The organism is Streptomyces sp. P5F9, from assembly GCF_057961495.1.
On record NZ_JBXVPZ010000663.1, the window covers coordinates 1 to 4,026 of the forward strand.

2 protein-coding genes and 2 tRNA genes are annotated in these 4,026 nt (G+C 72.1%); 2 read left to right on the forward strand and 2 right to left on the reverse strand.

Annotated features, from left to right (window positions below):
• Nucleotides 1-119: 119 nt before the first annotated feature.
• A tRNA-Arg gene (locus tag AC31A1_RS48020) sits at nucleotides 120-192 on the reverse strand.
• Nucleotides 193-387: 195 nt separating this feature from the next.
• Nucleotides 388-478, reverse strand: a tRNA-Ser gene (locus tag AC31A1_RS48025).
• A gap of 168 nt (nucleotides 479-646) precedes the next feature.
• On the opposite strand from AC31A1_RS48025, the gene AC31A1_RS48030 reads away from it, so the two are divergent.
• Nucleotides 647-1,123 carry an SSI family serine proteinase inhibitor gene (locus tag AC31A1_RS48030; protein ID WP_489659366.1) on the forward strand — a complete coding sequence of 159 codons (477 nt, stop codon included), beginning with the start codon at nucleotides 647-649 and terminating at the stop codon, nucleotides 1,121-1,123.
• A 211-nt stretch (nucleotides 1,124-1,334) separates the two neighbouring features.
• Nucleotides 1,335-4,026 (forward strand): PAS domain-containing protein (locus AC31A1_RS48035; RefSeq protein WP_489659367.1); only part of this gene is annotated, 2,692 nt, incomplete at its 3' end.

The window sequence follows — 4,026 nt, forward strand, 5'->3', positions numbered from 1 at the left end:
GGACCCGCCCCGGAACCGCCAGAAACCGCCACCGGCCTTCGAAACAACGGACGCCGGGGCATACCCGCCAGGGACACACGCGAGAGGCCCCGGATCGCTCCGGGGCCTCTCGTCAGATGTGCACTCGGCAGGATTCGAACCTGCAACCTTCTGATCCGTAGTCAGATGCTCTATCCGTTAAGCTACGAGTGCTTGTTTTCTCTTGTTTTTCTTCGCTGTTCCCGGCCCTTCCGGCCCGCTCGCGGCGACAGGAAGAACATTACATGACTGCCGCCGCCATGTGAAATCCGTTAGCCATACCCCTTGTGAGCTGCGAAAACACCCTTACGGGGGGGTCCTGGGAACGGCCGAAGCCCCGGTCGCGCGGACCAGGGCTTCGGTGAGGTGCGGAGGCGGAGGGATTTGAACCCTCGATGGGATTTGCGTCCCAAACCGCATTAGCAGTGCGGCGCCATAGACCGGACTAGGCGACGCCTCCAGCACAACCACCCGCGCGAGCGCGGAAGGTGCGTGCAGATGATGACACAGACGAGCGCGGTGTCACCAATCGCCTCCCACGGTACTAGGCGGGCGGCCCGCAGGGCAAAGCCGTTGATGCCGGCCGCCGTGTCCGCAACGTCCGGGGGCGGCGGGCGTTAGTCAGGTCATGTCGCAGGTCAACCGTCTCCTCGTGATCGCCGCCGCGTCCGCCGCCACCGTCGGCTCGCTGGCCGCGGTGCCTGCCGTCGCGTCCCCCGGAACTCTCCGCACCCTCGCGCCACCGCCCGTCCGCGACGAGGACCTGTCCGGCGGTGACCACCTCACCGTCACCGTCCGGCACGCGGGCGGCGCGGCCGACGGGACGCGCGAGCTGTACTGCCACCCCGGCGGCGGCACCCACCCGGACGTGACAGGCGCCTGCGAGGCCGTCGGCCGCAACACCCAGTGGGGAAAGGACCCCTTCGCCCCGGTGCCCCCGGACAGCATGTGCACGATGATCTACGGCGGCCCCGCCACCGCCCACGTCACCGGCACCTGGGCCGGACGCCCCGTCGACACGACGTACGACCGGAGCAACGGCTGCGAGATCTCCCGCTGGAACGGGATGGTCCCGCTGCTGCCGGACCTCGGCGCCGGCCGCTAGGGACAACGGGAGGCCGCCGAAGACGCCGGGGACCGGTGGCCGGTTAGTGCTCGGTCACACGTTCTGCGTCACTTCACCGTGCGACCTCCCTCTCATCTCACTCCGCGAGCACAAGGACTGCCCTTAGACTCCCTCGCGTGACACGTCGCGGGCAGGTTGGCAAGATGGCCTCCGCGGTCGGCAAGGTGCGGTAACAGGGAGGAAGCGTCTCGTGAGCAGCAGGCCATCCCGAGGCGCTGCTCGCCTCGCAGCCATACTCGACGCGCTCCCGGACGCGTTGGTGCTGGTCAACGCCAACGGAACCGTCGTCAACGCGAACACCATCGCGCTGGAGGCCTTCGAGGCGCCGGGCACCGCCCTCGTCGGGCGCGGACTGCTCGATCTGCTGCCGGAGTTCGACTCCCGGCTCATCCCGGGTTCCATGCGCCGCCCCGACTCGATGGACCCGCGCGGCCGGACCAAGCCGACCCGCATGACCGCCCGCCGCACCGACGGCTCCGAGTTCCCCGTCGAGGTCACCAGCGCCAACCTCGAAGACGGCCGGCAGGCCTACGACGGCTACGGCTACACCTCCGACGAACTCCTGATGCTCGTCGTGCGCGACCTCTCCGGGACCGTGGACACCGAGGCCGAGCTGGCCCGTTCGCAGCGGCAGACCGAGATGATCCTGCGCGCGGCCGCCGAGGGCGTCGTGGGGACGGACACGGACGGGCGGGTCGTGCTCGTCAATCCGGCCGCCGCGCAGATCCTCGGCTACCGCGCCAGCGACCTCGGCGGCAAGGAACTGCACACCCTCGTGCTGCACTCGCGCGCGGACGGCTCCCCGTTCCCCTACGCGGAGTCGCCGCTCGCCGACACCCTGCGGTCCGGGCGCAAGCACCGGGTACGCGGGCAGGTGCTGTTCGCGAAGAACGGGGACCGGGTCTCCGTCGACCTCACCACCGCGCCCGTGCGCGACGGCGACCAGCTCGTCGGCGCCGTGATGACCTTCACCGACCGGCGGCCCTACGACTCGCTCGCCGAGGAGAAGGAGGCGGCCGACAAGCTGCACCGGGACGAGCTGGAGCGCATCGACGAGGAGCACGCCTCCGAGCTGACCTCGCTGCGCCAGAAGCACATCACCGAGGTCGAGGAACTCCAGGAGCGGCACGAGGAGGAACTCGCCGCGAACGAGGAGCGGTACGCCGCGCTCGGGGAGCGGGAGAAGGACCGGTTCGAGGAGCTGGCCGGACGGCACGAGCAACTCCTCACGCTGCTCGGGCGGTCGTTGCGCGGACCCCTCGACGAACTGCGGCGCGAACTGGCCGCGTTGGCCGCCGATGACGCGGGCCAGCTGTGGCCCGAGGCCAATCAGGTCCTGCATCACCTCTCGGCGGGCTACTCGCGCATCACGCAGCTCATCGACAACGTGCTCGGCTACCAGCGGCTGGAGACCGGCGACGGCCACATCACCCGTACGAAGGTGATGCTGGACGCCGTTGTCGCCGCCGGCGTCGACGGGGCCGTAGAACTGATCGGTCCAGGTCGGGTGCAGTTCGCCGTGCACGCGCCGCCCATCGAGGCCGAGGTCGACCCCGGGCTCCTCGCGACCGCGCTCGCGCATCTCGTCGCGGATGTCGCGGGCGTCGACGCGACCGGCAACTCGCCGGTGTCCGCGGGCGGTTACATGGACAACACGGTCGTCGTGGCGGCGGCGCAGCGCGGTGAGGTCGTACGGATCGAGGTGCGCGGGCCGTATGCCGGGGGAGACCCGGTGCACGAGCCGATCGTGCGCGGGATCGTACGGGCGCACGGCGGTGTGCTGCAGACGCACGACGTGCCGGGGATGAGCGGCAGCGCATATGTGCTGGAGGTGCCCATCGGGGGCGGGGCCGGGGCCGTCGCGGCTCCGGCCGCGACCGGTGGCGGCGCCGAACTCGCCCTCCCCGAGCAGGCTTCGGGCAGCAACGGACGTCGGCGGGCCCGGCGGTCCTCCGTGGACGCGTTCCTGGAGAGCGAGGTGCCGGGGTCCGAGGACACCGGCGGCTCCAGTGGCGAGGCCGCGGTGCCCACCGGGCGGCGCAGGAGGCGTGCGGGCGACGAGTCCACGGCGGTGGCCGGTGAAGCGGGCGGCGACGGTGCGTCCGGTGGTACCGGGCGGCGGCGTGGGCGGGCGGCCGAGGGCGCGGCGGCCGGTGAGGTGTCCGACGGTGATTCCGAAGGTGGGTCCGGGGGTGTCTCCGAGGGCGCTGTGATGACGGCGGCGGAGCATGCCGCCGGGACCGCGGCTTCCGGTACGGGGCTGGGCGGCACCGTGTCTCCGCGGGGCGTGCCCGTGGGTGGGGAGCGGCAGGCGTTGCCGGCCGCATTGCCCGCGAGCGGCGGCTCCGATGACTCCGGTGGCGAGGACGGGCAGCCGACCGGGCGTCGTAGGCGGGCGTTGGCGGCCGCGGCCGAGCGGGCCGCGGCTCAGGAGGCGGGGGCGCGGACCGTGTTCGCGTTGCCGCCGGCCGAGGCCGATCGGACGCCGGACGGGTCTGGGGCTACGGCTGCGCAGGCACCGGGAGTTCCGAGGGCTCCGGGGGTTCCCGTCGAGCCTGGGGTTCCCGTCGCGCCTGGGCAGGTTCCCGGGGGTGTTCCTGGTGGGCATCCCGGTGACGACGGGCGGCACGATGCCGTTCCGGTTGATCAGTCCGACGACCACACTCCGCCTCAGCCGCATCCCGCGAGCGCGCCAACTGGGCGGCGGCGTCGGGCTGTTGCCCAGCCGCAGCCTCAACAGCCGGCGCAGGCGCGGGGTGCGGGATCGGTGCCTGTGCAGGCGGGGGCCCCGGTTCAGGCCGGCGTCGAGGTGCAGGGGCAGGGGCAACCTGGTGCGGTGGTTCCGGCGCGGGTCGGTGCGGGGCAGCAACGGGGCGTAGGAC